Origin of the sequence: Desulfopila sp. IMCC35008 (assembly GCF_010646885.2) — a bacterium.
Lineage (GTDB): Bacteria > Desulfobacterota > Desulfobulbia > Desulfobulbales > Desulfocapsaceae > Desulfopila.
This window is the reverse complement of the sequence record NZ_CP050700.1, coordinates 2915773-2932520: the sequence shown is the minus strand read 5'-3', so window position 1 is coordinate 2932520 and position 16748 is coordinate 2915773. Positions and strand designations below refer to the sequence as shown.

Annotated in this window: 15 protein-coding genes; 1 reads left to right on the top strand and 14 read right to left on the bottom strand. The window is 42.7% G+C overall.

The window, feature by feature from the left end; translation table 11 throughout:
* Positions 1–5: 5 nt before the first annotated feature.
* The 9 genes from GA520_RS12900 to GA520_RS12860 form a co-directional block, all read right to left on the bottom strand.
* Positions 6–770: an ABC transporter ATP-binding protein gene (locus GA520_RS12900; protein WP_163341038.1), complete on the bottom strand. Its 765-nt coding sequence runs from the start codon at positions 768–770 to the stop codon at positions 6–8.
* A 3-nt stretch (positions 771–773) separates the two neighbouring features.
* Positions 774–1913 carry an ABC transporter permease gene (locus tag GA520_RS12895; protein ID WP_163341036.1) on the bottom strand — a complete coding sequence of 380 codons (1140 nt, stop codon included), beginning with the start codon at positions 1911–1913 and terminating at the stop codon, positions 774–776.
* A 38-nt stretch (positions 1914–1951) separates the two neighbouring features.
* Complete coding sequence (locus tag GA520_RS12890) at positions 1952–2653, bottom strand: PDZ domain-containing protein (protein ID WP_163341035.1); 702 nt, start codon at positions 2651–2653, stop codon at positions 1952–1954.
* Positions 2619–3116: a hypothetical protein gene (locus GA520_RS12885; RefSeq protein WP_163341033.1), complete on the bottom strand. Its 498-nt coding sequence runs from the start codon at positions 3114–3116 to the stop codon at positions 2619–2621. Before GA520_RS12885 ends, GA520_RS12890 begins: the two co-directional genes overlap by 35 nt.
* A 134-nt stretch (positions 3117–3250) precedes the next feature.
* Entirely contained in the window at positions 3251–5671 is a 2421-nt protein-coding gene (locus tag GA520_RS12880) for a mechanosensitive ion channel family protein (protein WP_205749425.1), read from the bottom strand.
* Between the two features lie 59 nt (positions 5672–5730).
* The gene (locus GA520_RS12875; RefSeq protein ID WP_163341031.1) at positions 5731–6732 is read right to left on the bottom strand and encodes a phospholipase A; all 1002 of its coding nucleotides are present in this window, start codon (positions 6730–6732) and stop codon (positions 5731–5733) included.
* 500 nt (positions 6733–7232) lie between these two features.
* A complete protein-coding gene (locus tag GA520_RS12870; protein ID WP_163341029.1) occupies positions 7233–7580 on the bottom strand; it encodes a hypothetical protein in 348 nt (115 codons plus the stop codon).
* A gap of 18 nt (positions 7581–7598) precedes the next feature.
* Positions 7599–7913, bottom strand: coding sequence for an HdeA/HdeB family chaperone (locus GA520_RS12865; protein WP_163341022.1), 315 nt, complete (start codon positions 7911–7913; stop codon positions 7599–7601).
* 1014 nt (positions 7914–8927) lie between these two features.
* Positions 8928–9491 carry an alpha/beta hydrolase gene (locus GA520_RS12860; RefSeq protein ID WP_240910281.1) on the bottom strand — a complete coding sequence of 188 codons (564 nt, stop codon included), beginning with the start codon at positions 9489–9491 and terminating at the stop codon, positions 8928–8930.
* Positions 9492–9562: 71 nt separating this feature from the next.
* Here GA520_RS12860 and GA520_RS12855 point away from each other — a divergent pair, with 71 nt between their 5' ends.
* On the top strand, positions 9563–10618 hold the full coding sequence (locus GA520_RS12855; RefSeq protein WP_304511286.1) for an IS630 family transposase: 1056 nt from the start codon (positions 9563–9565) through the stop codon (positions 10616–10618).
* Here GA520_RS12855 and GA520_RS12850 read toward each other — a convergent pair.
* The 5 genes from GA520_RS12850 to GA520_RS12830 form a co-directional block, all read right to left on the bottom strand.
* Positions 10608–11387 (bottom strand): alpha/beta hydrolase, encoded by a 780-nt coding sequence (locus GA520_RS12850; protein ID WP_163340571.1) that lies wholly within the window; start codon positions 11385–11387, stop codon positions 10608–10610. The two genes, GA520_RS12855 and GA520_RS12850, sit on opposite strands and share 11 nt — an antisense overlap.
* Before the next feature lie 201 nt (positions 11388–11588).
* Positions 11589–13952, bottom strand: coding sequence for a fatty acid cis/trans isomerase (locus tag GA520_RS12845; RefSeq protein ID WP_163340569.1), 2364 nt, complete (start codon positions 13950–13952; stop codon positions 11589–11591).
* 169 nt (positions 13953–14121) lie between these two features.
* The gene (locus GA520_RS12840) at positions 14122–15018 is read right to left on the bottom strand and encodes a hypothetical protein (RefSeq protein WP_163340568.1); all 897 of its coding nucleotides are present in this window, start codon (positions 15016–15018) and stop codon (positions 14122–14124) included.
* Between the two features lie 64 nt (positions 15019–15082).
* A complete protein-coding gene (locus GA520_RS12835) occupies positions 15083–15331 on the bottom strand; it encodes a hypothetical protein (protein WP_163340566.1) in 249 nt (82 codons plus the stop codon).
* Positions 15332–15619: 288 nt separating this feature from the next.
* Positions 15620–16576 carry a hypothetical protein gene (locus GA520_RS12830; RefSeq protein ID WP_163340564.1) on the bottom strand — a complete coding sequence of 319 codons (957 nt, stop codon included), beginning with the start codon at positions 16574–16576 and terminating at the stop codon, positions 15620–15622.
* Positions 16577–16748: the final 172 nt, after the last annotated feature.

Genomic DNA, 16748 nt, shown 5'->3' with positions numbered 1-16748 from the left:
CCTTGTTAGCTCTTCAACGTTTCGCCACGGGTTAAAAACATATGTAGCGTCGGGTCTTGAGTTTCTTTCAATAGCTCGTTTGGGTTACCTGTCGCGGTCATGGTGCGCTTTGATACATCGAGAAAAACCGAATTGCTGCCTATCGCAAAAATGCTGGCAAGCTCATGTGTGACAACGATCATGGTTGTACCCAGGCTGTCCCGCAACTCGATTATCATATCATCAAGCCGACGGGCACTGACCGGATCAAGTCCTGCTGACGGTTCATCGAAGAACAAAATTTCCGGATCAAGAGCCATAGCACGAGCTATACCGGCTCGTTTCTGCATCCCTCCACTAATTTCAGATGGGTAAAAATCCTTAAAACCAGCCAGACCGACTAACTCAAGTTTAAACTCAACAACATCTGAAATCTCAGCCTCACCTAATTGCGTGTAGATTTGCAATGGTAACGCAATGTTTTCACCCAGTGTCATTGAACTCCACAAGGCACCGCTTTGGTACATGACTCCAGCTCTGCGAATAATAGTCTCTCGAGTTCGGCTATCCGCTCCCCAGAAATCAGTTTGATCATAGTACACATAACCTTTGCCAGGACGTTTAAGACCAATGAGGATCGTCATCATTGTACTCTTCCCACAGCCACTGCCACCCATGATAATGAAAATATCTCCATGATATATTTCAAAATTCAGATCACGCATCAGGATAAAATCATCGTATGCCATAGTAAGATCTTTGACAGTTATGTGCGCTTTTCGTCTGACCATGTCTTAAATACCTAATATATCACATATAATTGTAATAATTGCCGTCGTGATGATTATCCCGACTATAGCGGTTACAACAGCAGATGTCGCAGCCTCACCTACTGCTGATGCACTCCGCCCGCACTCCATCCCCCTCATGCAACCTGACAGTGCAACAATCACCCCAAAGAGCAACCCGCTGAAAAGGCCAATACCCAGATCCCAAAATCTTACTGCTGTAATAGTTTCACTGACATATTGTGTAAGCCCTATATCAAGCATAAAAACACCAACAACCATTCCTCCAAAGATCCCCATGATATTTGCATAAAGACACAGAAGTGGCATCATGATCGCGAGTGCCAGCATCCTAGGCAAAACGAGAAATTCCATAGGTGAGATCCCCATAGTACGTAAAGCGTCAATCTCTTGGTTCACCTGCATGGTGCCCAACTGGGCAGCGAAGGCCCCACCGGTCCTGCCAGCCATGACAATGCCGGTCATAATAGCCGCCATTAATCGTACCATCGCTATCCCGACCAAATCTGCAACGTATATCTGGGCGCCAAACAACTCGAGTTGAATTGCCCCGACAAAAGCCAGAATAAGACCCACTAGAAAACTTATCAGTGAGACAATGGGAAGAGCTTGACCACCGCACGTTTCCAGCATCAGAAAGAAATCCGTACGCCGAAAGGTCGCCTTTCCCTTCATGAATTTCATTAGTGCTAACGATACGGAACCAATAAAAGCAAAAAGTCTCCCGGTGGACTGATAAAGTTCAAGAGTCTCTTCCCCAACAATACGTATGAAAGAACGTGAGTTCTCTGCTGTTCGAGCATCTTTTTTCTCAGGAACAGCTGCAGCGAGAGCCAAGAGCTTTTGAGCTCCTTTGGGCAAACCGCTTATATCAATTGTTATTGAGTTATCTTCTGTAAATTTCTGGAGTCGTTTGATGAATGTTAGTAAGCCAGTATCCCATGCTGTTATATTTTTTGATTCAAATATAATTTTATTGGCATCAGTAGACATGAGTTTTTCATATACTTCTGCTGTGGAAGGTAGGTCATGACCTAGATTCCAGTCACCGCAAAGAACTATCAACAGGACAGTATCATTACATGGTGTATAAATTATTTTTGCCGGATTTTTCACATCTCGCATATCATATTTTTTTACTTGGCTTCGTATAATTTAAATTATCAGGTTTTATTGCGGTTAAAATCCTCTTCCAGATAGAAATAAAAATGAAGTTCATTATTATTTCTTAATAAAGTTAAATCAATTTTTTCACCGATTTTACCTTCTAGCATACTTCTAACTTGCCATAGATCTTTTCCTGTAACCGAATTCCCATTAATTGAAATGATAACATCATTACGCAGTATGCCTACACGGGCGGCTGGACCTCGATCATCTAAGCAGGCTATGAGCAAATTCTCATTATTTTTTATTAGATAAACCCCACTTTTATCGATATTGTCAGGAGAATTATATTTCTTTCCTTTTTTCAAGAAAACCTTTCGACCAGGAAAATCAATGGCAACTTCGTTCCGTTTTAGGAATCCAAGTCCTATTGAATTCTCATCCGATTCTCCCATCAGCAAATCTCGATATATTAATCCACCTATTTTTAGTTCTTTTACCCGAACTAATCTTTGTCCGGAAAATTTATTATTATTGACATTTACACCAAAATAAACATCGCTGATGTCACCAGTATCAATCAAGTTATCAATTGTTGCTTTTGTAAGTCTGCCCGAGAGAACGTCTAATGTATTAATAAGAAATGGGATCTTTTTTTTCCCAATGCTCATTTCCACAACAGGTAGTTCATTTTCATTCTCAACTATTTCAACCGCTGAAAATTCATTTTGATTTATAAGATTGCTGATATCTCTCATTGAGAGCAAATTCACTTTTATCAAAATTTATATAAAATGAATAATCGCTTAAAGCAGAAACGCCTAATGTTCCTTGCATATTTTTACCAAGGTATTTTGCGTAAAAGAATAAATGTGCCGCTATAATAGGTTGTTTAGAACGTAACTCATATGGCCCAAGTTTATAAATAAGAGGTTCAACGTGTTTTTTTTCAGAAGAGATAATTGGAAGATCCTTGTTGCGCGAATCAGTTATTGAATTTAGTTTGAAATTCAACGATACATCCATGAAATTTGATTTTTGACTGGAGTCCAATAATATATTATACTTTTCCTCTTGAATGATAAGTGGCAATACCAAGCCATGTTGGGGGTCATCAATATTTAACAATAATTGTGGTTGAGCACTCAAATTATTACAATCGAACACTATTAAAAATAACGAAAAGCCAACTATGATTTTTATTATATTAACACGATACATGTTTTTTCATTTTATTATATCTATAATTTAGATTAGTAAATATTTTTTCAGTAAAAATTACTACATATATGTAAAACCATATACTCTGAGTTTTTTTAATAAGTTTTTGTTCACGATATTCAACATTATATAATTCAAGTCGTTACAATTTTGATATTATCAGCACTACGAATATGGATGTCTCTTTGAGGGAAAGATATTTCAATATTTGCTTCATTAAATCTCTCATTTATTTCTTTGCGTATATCACTTGCCAACCTCAAACGATCTATGGCATCATTCGTCCAAACTCGAAGTTCAAAATCCAATGAACTTTCCCCGAAATCTGCAAATATAACTTCAGGGACCGGTTTACTTGATACAAGTTCATGTGTCTGCCCACTCTGTATTAATGTATCAATTACCATCGAAACATCCGATCCATAAGCTACTCCTACTCGAATGGAAACACGAACCAGGTGCTTTCCTAAAGTCCAGTTAGTCACCGCTTGCGATATCAGATCAGCATTGGGAATGATCACATCTGCTTTGTCATAGGTCTGGACATTAGTGGCACGGAGCCCTATATTTTTAATTTCAACCCACTTTTCCCCTAATTCAATACAGTCGCCGACCCGGACAGGTCGTTCAAAAAGCAGTACCAGGCCGCTAATAAAATTATTTACGAGTCCCTGCAGGCCAAAACCAATACCTACTCCAAGGGCGCTCAAAATGATGGTAATCTTTGTAAAATCAAGGCCAAACATTGTAAGTGCCAGAATAAGACCAACCAAGACGATGAAATACTGGATAAGGTGGGCAATCGATATGCGCACACCGCGTTCCAAATTGGCCCCGGCAATCTTTTCATCGAGGATCACTTTTGGCATTATCCAGGAGAGAATAAACGCACCGTAAAGGATCCCAATCACAGTCAGCAATAGTCCGACACTGATCTTTTCAGAACCGATATTGAAACCAAGTCCCAGCACCTCTCTTGTTGCTTCTGCCGGACTTCCATAAACTCCCCAAGCAGTGAGTAGAATTGGGAACAGCGCAAACCAGAAGATAAGAGCCTCAACCAAGTATCCAGAGCGGCGGGTAAGAAGTTCAGCTTCACTTCGCAGTTGTTTTATATTCCATACTATGGAAGAAAAAAATATCCACCGCAGACCTCCACGAATCATGTACATGAAGAGATAAAAGGCAAGAATTATGGCCAGGGTCACCAAAGTGGAGTTAAACAGGTAAGCAGCCAGACCTTCTTTACCCAGCAATTGTGCCAATACGATTACTCCGAGCAGAAGGTATCCAAGACGCAGGCCCCAGGTATACAATACCGAATTCGGCTGATTGTCGGCACCAACTGCCCAGCAAACCAAAAAAGAAATCGCCAGGAGAGAAGCCAGGAATATGTACAACCGAGATAAAGGCAGGGGCAGACTGATTGCATTTACAAGTTGTGATACAACGTAGAGGGTAATCACTCCAAGTATCCCTCGCCTTTGCCATGAGTCCTCAACCAGTAACATCAAGATACGAACAAAGGCAATGCCACCAATAGCCCCTGAAAGCAGACGCACCATCATCGGAACGTATTGATTTTCCGGAATCAGCAACTGTGTGAGGATAACAACGAAAATACCGGTTGCAAAAGGTCGTCTCGCAAGAAACCACCAACGTTCGGAAACACTCAAATTCTCTCGATTCCTATAAATAGAAAAAAGAATACCAAAGAAAAGAAGAAACTGAGCAATAAAGGCCCCCCTATGCTGGACAACATAAAGCCGGTCCGGCAGAGACAGTGTTTTCGCGTTGTCCAGTACCTTTTGCCACAAATTACCGCGAAACTGACTAAAGTACTCGTAAGAATACATGGGTGGGGACGCAGTAAGCAGGTAGTCGCGCCTCTCTTCTGTTATGAGGCTGTTGATCTCGACATTTAAGACAGCTATTTTTGTCATGACTGCTTTGTTCCTGGCCTGAAGCTCCAACGTCTTATCCAGCTTCTGTGATACGAGCTTCAGGGCCGTATCGATTATTTCACTCGCACTACTGAATGCAACTTTTAGTGGAGGGGAATCTTGTTCCATGAGCAGATCCGACTCCCAAGCCAGCCATTTATTTTTCTCGGTAAGCCACTCTGTTTTCCAACCTGCAAGGCGATTTATTTTACGGCCCAACGGGTTTCTTACATCTCCAAACAATGCCTGAACATCCCGAAGTTCCTGGCTGAGATCCATTAAAATAGACAATCTACCAGTCGTCGAATATTTTACCGTTTGCAGCCGAGCGCCTATTCTGTCAACCTTCACCTTTGATTCTGCATAATCTTTTTCGGCCGGGGCAACATCTAACATCTGTTGTAAATCATACTCAAGCTGCGCCAGGCTGCCTGCCAGATCCCCAGCCAAGGGGATAATGTCTGCCAGGTCTGGTAAAGGAAATGAAATTGATTGCTCGGCAGTGGAAGTCGTATTATCACCGGCCCACCCATGGAGTAAACCTGTAGTAGCAACAAAGATTATGCCCAGCAATATTATCCGCAGAACTTTAGCTGCAGCAAACCTCATCATTCACCTTTTCCTGAAATAAAGGCAACGCTCGTCAAATTCCCCTATCAGCAACCTTGTGTTTACAACCAGTCAGACAGGGAAATGCCAATGCCGATTTTATTCACATACTGGTTATAGTCGATCATGCTTTCTCCATAACCACTGAAGTACTGGACATATCCCTTCAGGTAAGGATAATCCCAGAGCGGGAAGCTCCATGACAGCTCTACCGCACCTTTCGAGAAACCTGACTCCAGGTTGTTGCGCGACATCACGCTGAAAACATGCTCTTTCCATTTGTAAGCCGCGCGGAGCTCACCATGGCCAAGGTAGTCGGTGATGTCCGGGTTATCGTCATCATCGCTATCCTCAGGCAAACGGTACCAGGGTTTGATCTCGAAGGCAAAATTCCCGCGTTCGAAAATAAGCGTAGCAAACAGCCGGTTCCAGCTCCGGGAAAGAACACCGCCTTGCCCGTTTGACTGATGATCGATACCAAAGTAGTTTTTTGTATTAGTAAAACCGAAGAGCTCCCAATTTGGACTGAACTGCGCCCAGAGTTCAGGTTCATGATTGGTTTCCCTGAATGGCCTGGAGACATCGCCATTATATAACTGCCAGAAAGAGCGGTTGGTGTAGGCACCATACACATCAACCGTATCAAACAGGTTCACCAGGAGCGGCACCTTGATACTCACCTGGAATTGCGCTTCGGTATCATCTATCTCGATAGCTGAGCTACCGTATTGCTCCCGGTAGGGATCGGAATTGTAGCCGACCGAGTTATAGGCCCCGAATAGGAGATAATTAGGTCTGTGAGCCATAATGGTAAATGGCTCCAGGACATTCTCCTTGTCTTTTCGGAAGCGCTCGGAAGCAACCCCAGACTCTTTCCCCTCAACCTGGTAGGTGCCGGCATTGATCTGCTCCTGGCATCTAAGACGCAGATCGCCGATCGTCATGGTGTCACTCACCTGATCCATCATGTCTGACATGCACTCCTTGAGATCATTCGCCATGCATGGTGCAGTGACAATCGGAGTCAAAACTATCAGACCGAACATCGTAAAAAACTTTTTCATTTTGTCTCTCCCGCTTTCCCGTGATTTGATTTCACCTGTTTGAGCAAGCGCTATAACGATCAAAACCTTCATTTATTCTTATCAGGAAACACTGCCTCCAAACAGGTCAACAGCTTCGAAATATTGGAAGTATTTTATACCACTGTGGAGCCACTAGCAGTCTTATCTTATCGGTTACGTTTTCTTAAGCCGCTCACCAACCTGACCAACTCCCCATCAGTCTGATGATGTAAAACACCAGACCTGTGGTACTCTCCGATGTAGGAGGGAACATTCTGTCTTGTCAGATAGTAGATGTTGAAAAATAAGTTGTTTTCAACCTGTTCTGTATCAGCATATGTGTTCCAACTGATCAGATTGTGGGAACAATGTGCTATTATTCAAAAATGAATGGAGGCTGTGGAGTTTTGGAAGGGATGCCACAAGATTATCTCCTGCAATAACATCATGACCAACAATAAAAGCAGGATACATCGCGTATGGTATTCCCTTATTTTTATCTACATTTTTCCCCGCATACAAGATTCGTAGTAGTATCGATAGTTAGACTCACGATCCTGGCTGCCTCTCATGGAACCACTAAGCAACCCCAAACCACCGGCGATTGCTGCCCCTCGCCCAGCACCTTTCCCTCCATCAATAAGAGCGCCGAACAAAGCGCCTCCTGCCGCACCACGCACACCACTCCCCAATGTGCTTCGTCCAGGTTCACTTGTAGATTCGGCCTGGTTGCGGGCATACGTACTACAGCTTGCCGCCCTGTCTGCGTCAGACTCAGCAATTACCGATGCCACTCCCCCCACCTGCAGACCGATCAAAACGATAAAAACTGGAATCATTTTTTTCATCGATTTCTCCTTACTCAATTATTTCAAAGATTTGGTAAATGCATCCATTACCGTCGCAGTGGGATTGGAAAGGCAGTAATCTTTAACACTGTCAGTCAATAGAAATGCTGCGTGAAGATCTAGTGTCTGATTGTTCTTCTTGCCAGCCAGGAAGCCGTGGTAAAATGCTAATCCGATCTCTCGGTCACTGTCATTTCCTCTCATTAATTCCTTACATGTCAGTTCAGTAATATCGATCTTGTTCTCAACTGTCGGCTCATTTGCCCAAACTGGCAGAACCATGAACATTGATGCACCAAGAACCAAAAGCGATACCATTTTTTTTGCTTTCATTTTCGTTTTCCTCCTGAAATAGTGTTGATTCACTCTTCTTCCACTTCCTTTCGAAAGATTCATAGGAATGTAAATACGCTATTGACTGACCGTTCTGTTTTTTTATGAATGCTAATAGTTGCCACCAAATCACATTCAATCTTTTTCGCCTAAAAACGTACAGATAGCACTGCTGACACATCAATGCCCTCTCTAATCATAACAACAAATATAGTACAAATTTGGAATGGTGTACATTGGCTATATGTCCAATAAACAATGCTTTTTTACTGCAATTTAAGATCGATTCTTACCTCGTTGAAATGAACAATGATGTTGAAGGAATTTGCTGGACTTTCTTAAGAGCGGTCATTCATGAGAAAATGCCCCTCTGCACATGCTCATTTCCTTGGAGGAAGAATTGAGTGGCTTCATCAAGTGCCCACCGCAGATGGGCATTACCAATTATCTTGCCAGAATAACACTTCTTTTAACTATTCGAATCCTTGTAACATTTTACCAGTCGGCAAGAGAAAGCAAACCCCTGAACTCTGAAGGAGCTGCGTATACCCTGGAACTTATACAGTAGATTCAGAGCCAGTATCCGCCCGACTCCGGGGATTGTTCTGAGTAGAACGTAGGAGACTGGATCGTGTGTATTGGCATTGTTAATGAAATCGGGCTCCAGCTCAGCATGATGGAGTTTACCCGTTCTGACAAATCAAATGGGCTGCGTACTATCTGATGTCCAAGTTTATGGTTTTTAAGATAGTTCCAGACATGCTCGTCGAGGTTGAGCCCTCTAACATTAACACCCTCAATATTTGTAACCGTTGCAAACAGGGGCATTCATCGCCTAATTGATGACAACAAAGAAATTCAAACTAATCACTCTCTATCGAGTTTATTGTATCAATTCAGGACCTTGTTTATGCCTCATTTCATGTAGTTGATGCTATGCTATTTAGGAGATCTTTATCTTAGTGGCTTCCTTTCTAGAATAAGGGTTGTATGGACAAGCACCTTTATTGTGGCTTATGGATTTTCATTCTCATTATTCGTTGACGTTTCGGGTTGCAAGTCCTTTATTTTTCTTTCCTGATCTGCCTGTTCAAACGATAATTTTAGACGAGATATATAATCTTTGGGAAACTCCCAGACTGGTCCGTCACTTCTCACGAGTCCACGTTTTTCAGGCGGCAAGTCATACATCAGGGTCATTAAAATATCACTCGAAACCCATGGGCTACTCCTGAAATACTGGTGACCTTTTCCTGAATCAACGCCGACGGCTTTACTGGCATCAATAACTCTGATTCGCTTTTCTTGAATCAGAGCCTCTCGAACTATCATCGATGATTTCTTCATATATTCAGTAGTCATCTGACCAAGGCGCCTTCTGCCAAATATCCAATTCGAGGCTCCCAATACGGAATCTTCTTCTGAAGAATAGATCGTCAAACAATTTACGGTATTCAACAAACCATCAAGGATATAATTCGCCAAAAGTGAAGTCGACTGGTCCCCACTAAGCAAAATGACGTTGCCAAGACGCAAACTCTGACGAACTGTCTCATTGTTCTGTTCATGATATATCATGCTTAGGTCGTGAAGGGCCTGGGTTGTTACCCGAGTACCCATGCTATTAATCCGTTCATTAATCAGTAGACATGTGTTATACTCCATCCATGAATATTGAAGATGGAAGGAAAATTAACCGAGAAGCCCTTGAAGCTATAAGAATAAGGGCTGTAAAGCGTGTAGAGGCAGGAGAGAGCCCTGAAGTAGTTATAAAGGCCCTTGGATTTACTAGAACCGTTATCTATGAATGGCTTGCGAAATATCGAGAAGGTGGTCTTGATGCTCTTCGCAGTAAGAAAGCCCCTGGAAAACAGCCAAAACTTAACGGAAAGCAGCTTCAAAAACTGTATCGAATTATTGTTGGGGTAGATCCTCGCCAACTCAAATTTGAATTTGCGCTTTGGACACGTGGCATGGTGCAGGAACTCATAAAACGAAGATTTCGAGTCAGCATGAGTGAGGTTTCTGTAGGTCGTTTGTTGAGAAAACTTGGGCTGAGCCCCCAACGGCCACAAAGAAAGTCGTATCAGCAGGATGAATACCTTGTTCTGAAATGGATGGCGGAAGACTTTAAGGAAATCAAGAAGCTTGCAAAGAAGGAGAAGGCTGAAATATTCTTTGGTGATGAGTCGACAGTCCGTTCTGATTACCATTCCGGTACGACTTGGGCCCCAAAGGGGAAAACGCCTGTGGTTAAAACCACAGGATCTAGGCATAAAGTTAATTTGATCTCTGCAATCAACCCTCGTGGTGCAATGAAGTTTATGGCCACGGAAGACAGTGTAAATTCTTCCGTTTTTATTGAATTCCTGAAGCGCCTTATTATCGGGGTGAAAAGGCCGGTTTTTCTGATTCTCGACAACAGCTCTGTTCATCGTTCGAATGAGGTTCGTAAATTTGTAGAGAGCACCAATGGGAAGTTGAAAATCTTCTTTCTGCCACCCTACGCACCAGAGTTGAATCCTGATGAGCACGTTTGGAATTATCTTAAGAACCATAAAATTGGTCGTCAAACCACCACCAATGCATGGGATCTGTATAAAAGAGTCATGAAGGTCATGCGCTCGCTCCAACGCAGACCAGAGACAGTAAAATCATTCTTTCAGCATCCGTGGACAAAGTATACGATTGTGTCTACTGATTAACGTTCGGATTAATATAAGCAATAACATGAATGTTCTCAGCATCAGTAGTATCTGAGAGATATCGAAGAAAGGTTCGCAAATGCCTGCCTGCCCAATGAGCTTTTTCGGTATCACCGAAGTATGCAGTTCCTTTATTTGTTGCAGGCCAGGAATAAGCTATAAACACCCCGTCATAATCCAGGTAGTGCCAGAGTTCAGTCGCTACAAGGACGGGGTCTTCAAAGTTTGTATTGTAGCCATGGACATAAATATACACGCCTTTATTTTTAGAGACTGAGAGCTTTGCATTTATTTTCCCGGCGAATTCTTTTCCCACTTTCTCAGGGTCGTCTGCCACCAGGCTTGGGTCCATATAGCGATAATAACTTCTATCAAGTATCCCATATTCCTCGATTGATTCAACAACGAGGGGATAGTCTTCTTTTCTGTTCTTCAATATCGATATTCGATGTAACTCATCCCAGAGGATATCTTTTTTACCGGAGATCCCAATATGGCTGATTCCAAGTCTGAGTAGGTTTGCAGGCTCGTCAGAATAAAAATCGCTAAGATTCTCTCCTTCATTTGGCACCCTATCAGTTACATAAAGAAGTCCATGCCATGGAGCGACATCAATTGGATTGGTGTCTGAAAAGGGGTTAACCACTCCAGTAGCATAAGCTTCTGGCGAAGGCATCATATTTATTGAATAAGGTGCGTCCGCACAGCCAGTAATGGTAACAAGAGAGAGTAGGATAATGTACCGATACCAATGCGATAAAAAAATCATGAACGACCTCTTCCTAGTCTCCGCTGACGGAAGGAGTTGATGTTAGAAATCCTGGCAGTCCAACTCTTGCACAAGAAGTACGCCTGTTGTAATTTCCTTAACTTTAGATTCCTTTCTAAGAAAGTATCCTGCTGTAAACACTACAAGTATCGAAGTGAGCACCTCACGCTATTCTTCTAAAATGTTAGTTTACAGCATTTATTACTGTTCAATGGCCAGATAATAATATCTGTTGAGATCAATCAATCCTGCATTTTCTCTTTCTGACACGTTAAATGCGTTCTGAAACCAGTCGTATACCTCCCAGAAATTATCGTCAGCCCGGTTAATACCATATTTCTTAAACCTCTCTATTGACTCAGCACCACCGTCATATACGTCTAGAAGATCGAGAAAATCAGGCAGGTCATTATAATCAACAACCATGAAATAATTGGGGTACGAACCTACAAAGCCCGGGATAAAATCAGCCCTGTCTTTTTCAGGGTTTAGAAAATATTTCTCCAGGAATAAAAACTTGACATTATCATGCCACCTATCGACAATCGACGAGATAACAATATCATCATGATTTGGTATATTCGTAATTTTTATCCATGCAACATTGGCATTAGTATTCGCCTCATGTCTGAAAAAAGAAACTCCGGGTGCTGAAGAGGCAATAAATCCAGTAACGATATCTTCAATCGAGTTGTAATACTGGGGAAGTGCTGGGTATGATTCACCCGTCTTGAGATAATTCGTATCAAAAGCGATATCATCGACAATGATATGATCGTTTACAATGCTTTCAATCAACTCCCGCTTCGGCTCCTCTGTTGTAAACGAGCTTCCTGCTGGTACAGGAGAGGGATGGTAATGTATCTTATCAAGTGTGATGCCGGTATACCACGATGACATCATTGAACTTCGTATGGCCTCCGGCATAAAATCAAGAAAATAGCTCTCTCCCTCTACTCGAAGTGCATCCATGTATAACCTGGTGGCAAGTTGGTGGCCAGCTGTCCCGTATACATCAAAACCAGCTACAAGGGCATAATAGATCCTCTCAAATAGTGGGAAATCGACAACCCACATCGTATCTGGCAAATTTCCCCAAACCCCCCGGTGAACTGAGGCACTGTCAAAATGCCTGAATACTGTCAGAAGTGGGTCGTCATCAGGTTTATTGCCTTTCCAGATCGCATCAACCCCTAAACCATCCGGGTAGATAATGGCGTAAAACTCCTGCCTCGCCTTGTAATAGTTGATTGCCCACTGATAGTGCACATTATCCGTGAGTGTTTTATACAGCTTATACTCACTCCCCTGTTCTCCCGGCATTCTCAGATTGTTTAACTGAAACTTAATAAGACCTGGATATTTAACCGATAAATCATAATCTGGATCAAGGAACATGATCCAGAAATGATCATTGATAACATTCAAGGCAACTTGCCCTTTGCAGACTGGGCCGCGTATAAATGTCATGATTGTATAATGGGCATTGTCGAGCAGCCATTGATATCTTGAACGAGCAGGAATTTGCGCGTACGTTTTGAATGGGTTGGCACTTTCAATTGCATCATACGATACGAAATGGGGTGATTCCATCCAATCAGGTGAGATAAACAACTCGTTGATTCGGTTTAACTGTTTTTTTCCAAGTGGGAAAACCATGTGGGTTTTGTGAACAATCGTCGAATAAATTTTCCGGAATCGATAATAAAACGTTTCTGTTCCGGGCGCATCGTAGGGCCGTACCGTAGCGATGATGTCAATTGGCTCCCCCGGCCCTGTTTTTGAACGGACCAATTCGAAAAAGTCATTCCCTCCGGTTTCAAAGGTAATATGTGCTAAAAACAGATGGTCGTAGAGATATCGCGCCGTCATGCCATACTTGGGATCTGGGTTGTTGAGAAATTTTTCCCAGATATCAATCATCTTCTGGTCTTCAATGGAGATCTCTTTGAGGGTCGCCTGTTGCTCGGCTGTTGGCCCATAGGCGCCCTGCATCAGCCAACCGGCAACGGTATTGAATTCTTCCTGCTTAAGTGGAGGAAAACCAAAAGGCATACCTCGATTTGGATGCTTATTCAGATAATCTTTCAGCTCAGTGGTATTTTTAGCACACGTCAGATCCTTGTCCTCCGGGTAATAATCTCCCTTGACACTGGGTGAAACTCTTTTGTGATCAAGGAGCATAAAGAAAGCAGATTCGTCATAAGATTGTTCGCCCTTTTGCAACACACTAAAAAAACCTTTCTCCCGCCACTGCTGTTCAGAATGTGCGTCGACCAGCAATCTACTCGGGTCCATGGTCTTTAATCGACCACCATTATAAATTTTTTCTTTGCTCGCTCCACGTTCCAAGCCATCCCATGAGCTCAGTTTGAGTTGGCAAGGAGAGTTGTAGCATGAGTGGCATACGACACATCGCTTGACGAGGATTGGCTCTACATCTGCAAGATAATCAAGTTTACGGGTGGGCGGCTTAAACTGGTAGGCAGGATTTTGTGGAGTAGGTGCGGCACATCCAGCAAGAATTAAGTAGAATAAAATACCTATGTATAACAAGATTTGCATTATCTCACCTTTACTGGAGTTTAGGGTTCTACCACACTACTGCAGAGACGAGTTGACATGCGAATAATACAAAAACCCAGGCAAAACTATTTTGCAAGGCTCATGCAAGGTTCAGCCTGTCAAGTATAGGATCGTCAGAACCCTTTAGAACGCTGAGAGAAAAAATGCTTTACTTCAGATATCCTGGAGCGTTAATCAATCCACGGACGTGATAATCATCACAGCGTTGTTTTATCCGCACTTCAATATCCTGGACTTTCCCATCATTGTCTGTCACATTTATCCGAATCAGGAACTCCCCACGTACATGGATAAATGATCGTGCATCGTACAAATTATAACCCTTCCCCTTGATTACCATGGTTGAATTGCCATCGAGAACTACTTCGTCCACTGTATAATAGGTAACTACCACTCTTTTATTATTATAGGTTCCATACCCTTTCACGATCTCAGGCTGATCAACTTTCGAAGACATCTCAGCTCCAAGAAATTGCTGTAGCCGCTCTTTACTCAAAATGGTGGGTCTTATCTCATACCCTGTCGTAATTTTCGTTCCCAACTCGTCCAAATGATATTCCTGGGTAATCCACTGAGGCTGGACCTTTTTTACCATTTCAATAATAATAGGCGAAAACAGAGATTCAAACTCTTTGAGATCTAAGTGATAGCCGATAACTTTACCATCTTTATTACTGAGCAACTCTTCATCAACATCGAACTTGTAGTCGCGTTCTCCTGGCTTGGATACACTCGTGATAGTATGTAATTTTGTCGATATTTGTTCGTGTTGAGAGTCAATCTCCCAGTAAGTTGTTGTCTTTAAAGTGCTAATCCGATTTTCACCATTCTCAGAATTGACTCTATGTTCCACCACCTTTTTCGTTGTGCCGTTACCAATGGGAACAACAACCTCAACTTGTTTATCAATGGGTTGATCGACCTTGTACGAAGGAAACTCTTCCGATATTATCACATTGCTGCTCGGCCGATTCGTAACTGCAGTTTCACAACCAACAACTAGCAATAGAATACAGGCAGTCATGCCCATTTTAATTATGTTCATCTTTAATAGCCTCTATTATAGATCTTGGTACTTGGCTCACTGGCAAGGCTCTGATAGTACCAACTTATAGGTCGGCAACTATGTGCATGACAGAACCGCCACCGCTTTTATAGAAATTGCCACCGGGAAACACAACGTCCCAATAGTAAAGGCTCACCAGCGCCTTGATGTCGAGAAATGAACTCTGTAACTCCTTCCCCACGAAGTCACCCAAATTAATTCCCGGTTTGCCACCATGCTGTATCGAATCGATGAGTGTGGAAGGAATGATTTGCTCCTTGCTGACCCTGTTCCAACTTTGGGTGAAAATCATGGCGCAGTGCCCTCTATAGTTAGCAGGATTGCAGCAGACAAAGCCAGAACCTTGGGTAGCCCTGGAAGATTAACTTCCGATGTGAAGTATTCTATAAAGTTTAGATATCTTATCTCCAATACTCATCTGTTGTATGAAGAAAACACTGGAGCAAGCTTCACTCACTTAGTTTTTTTATAGATCTTGTCATCCTTGATGATAATCTTAAGGTTCTTCTAGGTTGTGGGAAAGCAAGTGCAGTAATATCGGTTTGGATATTGCATATAACCAATCATGAACATCTATGCTTTAGTTACCTTTGATCCACCTTTCAATTACGTTAGGGACAACCGGTGTAATATTGAAACCAATCATCCACTCAGGACCGAAAAGATCAGGTTGTTCAACATAGTAATCAGCTTCAAGTTCGAATTTGATGGGGAGTTTACCAAAAATGATCGTTTTACTGACATTAAGGTTTAACGGAATGGTCCACTCATCAGAGGTCCAGTCGTAGTTCATTATAGGCGAAGTGCCCACAGCCCAGCCGCCGCCGGGAATCCATTTGATAACAGCCTGCAGCTGAGAAGTATTGAACTCGCTATCATCCCACCCGGTAACATTCCACTGATGGCTTGGAAATAAACCCCATACACCCCACTTATGGAATTTGGCTATCAGGCCCTCTGGACCGAGTCGCAGCTGCTTGCCTGCCACATCATCGTCGGTGGCAGTTGGCAAGGTGCCGACCATACCATATGCCCAGAGCCAGCCACTTTTTTCAGTTACCCCATAACCAATGTCAAAACCGATATCGCCCAGAGCACTGGTATCATCCCAACCAAGTTGGCCATTCTCCAAAACTGGTATTGGCTGGTCAAAAAGGTAGGGTATTCCTGGACGTATAAAAAGATTAGCTTTTCCACCACTGGCAGTGGGGTCCATTGAAAAGGGAAATACAGGCTGGAACAAAAGGGTATAGTTGTTCTGGTCGTCAGCACCAGGAAGATCCCCGGTGTACCATCGAAACTGATTTTTGAAAGTCAGGCTGGCCAAAGAGTTATTTGGGTTTGCCAGTTCTCTGGCTACTGCTTCGGCTGATTTGTGCTGCCGCTCCTGAGCTGGTTGAAGGTTTTTGCTTTTAGATAGAGGAAGGGCTTCATTCCTCTTTTCTTTTCCAGGAACACCTTCTGAATTGTCCTGTGCCATCCCCTGTGTTGTAATTCCAAACAACAATACAGTAAGGAGTAAAAATATCTTCATCATAATTCCTTTCCTTGAGGTCTTCTTTATCTGGAACACTCGCGAACCTCTTCTGGCCTCACTTCAGGGATGTGAACCTTCAGAATTGCTAGTTATCAAATGAGCAGCCTCCGCCTGCCAGATTCCCTTGGAACACAAAAACCGGATTGTGGTACCCAAGCTGGCAGACGGCTCG

Coding starts and splice junctions, on each gene's coding strand:
- GA520_RS12830 (WP_163340564.1), bottom strand. CDS start 16,576: ATGATGAAGATATTTTTACTCCTTACTGTATTGTTGTTTGGAATTACA.
- GA520_RS12850 (WP_163340571.1), bottom strand. CDS start 11,387: ATGATTTTTTTATCGCATTGGTATCGGTACATTATCCTACTCTCTCTT.
- GA520_RS12875 (WP_163341031.1), bottom strand. CDS start 6,732: ATGAAAAAGTTTTTTACGATGTTCGGTCTGATAGTTTTGACTCCGATT.
- GA520_RS12890 (WP_163341035.1), bottom strand. CDS start 2,653: ATGAGAGATATCAGCAATCTTATAAATCAAAATGAATTTTCAGCGGTT.
- GA520_RS12865 (WP_163341022.1), bottom strand. CDS start 7,913: ATGAAAGCAAAAAAAATGGTATCGCTTTTGGTTCTTGGTGCATCAATG.
- GA520_RS12880 (WP_205749425.1), bottom strand. CDS start 5,671: ATGATGAGGTTTGCTGCAGCTAAAGTTCTGCGGATAATATTGCTGGGC.
- GA520_RS12885 (WP_163341033.1), bottom strand. CDS start 3,116: ATGTATCGTGTTAATATAATAAAAATCATAGTTGGCTTTTCGTTATTT.
- GA520_RS12835 (WP_163340566.1), bottom strand. CDS start 15,331: ATGATTTTCACCCAAAGTTGGAACAGGGTCAGCAAGGAGCAAATCATT.
- GA520_RS12900 (WP_163341038.1), bottom strand. CDS start 770: ATGGTCAGACGAAAAGCGCACATAACTGTCAAAGATCTTACTATGGCA.
- GA520_RS12860 (WP_240910281.1), bottom strand. CDS start 9,491: ATGATATATCATGAACAGAACAATGAGACAGTTCGTCAGAGTTTGCGT.
- GA520_RS12845 (WP_163340569.1), bottom strand. CDS start 13,952: ATGCAAATCTTGTTATACATAGGTATTTTATTCTACTTAATTCTTGCT.
- GA520_RS12895 (WP_163341036.1), bottom strand. CDS start 1,913: ATGCGAGATGTGAAAAATCCGGCAAAAATAATTTATACACCATGTAAT.
- GA520_RS12870 (WP_163341029.1), bottom strand. CDS start 7,580: ATGAAAAAAATGATTCCAGTTTTTATCGTTTTGATCGGTCTGCAGGTG.
- GA520_RS12840 (WP_163340568.1), bottom strand. CDS start 15,018: ATGAACATAATTAAAATGGGCATGACTGCCTGTATTCTATTGCTAGTT.
- GA520_RS12855 (WP_304511286.1), top strand. CDS start 9,563: ATGTGTTATACTCCATCCATGAATATTGAAGATGGAAGGAAAATTAAC.